At 53.1% G+C, this 1502-nt stretch carries 1 protein-coding gene; it reads left to right on the top strand.

Annotation, left to right across the window (positions count from 1 at the left end; genetic code table 11):
• Positions 1-397: 397 nt before the first annotated feature.
• Positions 398-607 (top strand): hypothetical protein, encoded by a 210-nt coding sequence (locus tag AC1A0G_RS12165; protein WP_476530008.1) that lies wholly within the window; start codon positions 398-400, stop codon positions 605-607.
• Positions 608-1502 lie beyond the last annotated feature (895 nt).

The following is a 1502-nucleotide window of genomic DNA, read 5'->3' as shown; positions in this document are numbered from 1 at the left end:
AGCCTGAGCGCCCTCGCCTGGAACTCCTTCGTATAACGAGTCTTTCCGGTCATGTTCCTAGTCTCCCATCAATGAGATAAAACACGGAACAAAAACCAGGTCACATCAATCCCCGATCATCACAAGCCTTCGGCACTCGGGTCAACCCCACACGCCCCGCAAAGGGACGAGCGGGAATGCCCGGTTTGTATATACAAACCATCTAGCTTGCTCCCTTAGGACAAGGTGAGACCTAGGGTACGGCAATGCATGCGCCTATGCATGCATCTCATCATGCAGGAATGCGCGCACATACGCATGCATCCCATACCGACAACAGGCATTCCCATCCAACACAGATAGCGATTCAGCATGAGGGGACAGAGGAAAGACCAACCGCATCGAATACACCGCGGCAGTGGTCAAGATGGGTTCCCAGTTCTGGAAGGACGTCGCGCAATGGCTGATCGACGAGAACGAGGGCGACGCCAAGGAACGCGGCTGCGTGAACGTGGCGGCCTCCATGCCGAACAAGATCCCCAGCGATAAGCAGAGTGCCGTCATCGTTCAGCTCATGAAACGCCTGTCCAAGGTCGGCTGTCCCTACCGGATCAAGAACATCGACTAACCGCCATCATGACCGGCCGGCGGTTCGGGGGAACACCCTTGAACCGCCGGCCAAGCCTCGGATATTGAGACGTTTAACTTTCCTCAACTTTCCAATCCGGCATCTTCCCATTGGCAACATCACCAGCAAGAATCTTGAGATCGTTGAAATTCCAACGATCTCGCCATAAACGGCTTTAACGGATTTAACTTTCCTCAACTTTCCATAACTTTCCTCAGCGCCGCACCGAGCTCGAATCTTCCACTCACTGGGAACGGTAGCAATCTAGGATGCTCCATCTTCGCCGGAGCCGCCAGAACCGTTGCAATCACGGTCTTCACGGCCCGCGCGCATCGTATTCGAACGCTGCGGACGATACCGATTCAGCGTATCCATGGAGCTGCGGGCATCCGACAAGACCGTCTTTCAAGCCGTCCGGCCCATTTTAACTTTCCTCAACTTTCCAATCCATCGTTTCAAAAGTCGCCCCAGACTCCCATCAAAACTAACAAACGTTGAAATTCCAACATTTTTGACACATGCGTCATCACCGGATTTAACTTTCCTCAACTTTCCTTTTGCGTCATAATGCTGGTATGGAGAATCTGACGCTACTGGTGAACGAGCTCGTCAAGCTGCCGACGGAGACCGAGTGGGTGGAGTTCAAACACAACAAATACACGCACACGACAAGCGTCAGAAGCAAAGGGATCGAAAACTTGGCTCACACGTGACTGTCAGGCAACACCGATCGATCACCTACAGACTCACCGGAACTTTAATGAGGCTTCTGCTGTTTTCGTGGGTTAGTTTGTTGGTGTTGGTAGTTGGATGTTGAGTCCGCCGCATCGGAGCATGACGAGGCTGATGAGGTTGGTGACGTGGTGGAAGCCGTAGGCCATGCGGATGGTGACCT

Source organism: Bifidobacterium sp. LH_230 (assembly GCF_056357555.1).
The sequence above is the reverse complement of the archived record's forward strand: the minus strand, read 5'-3'. Positions and strand labels throughout refer to the sequence as shown.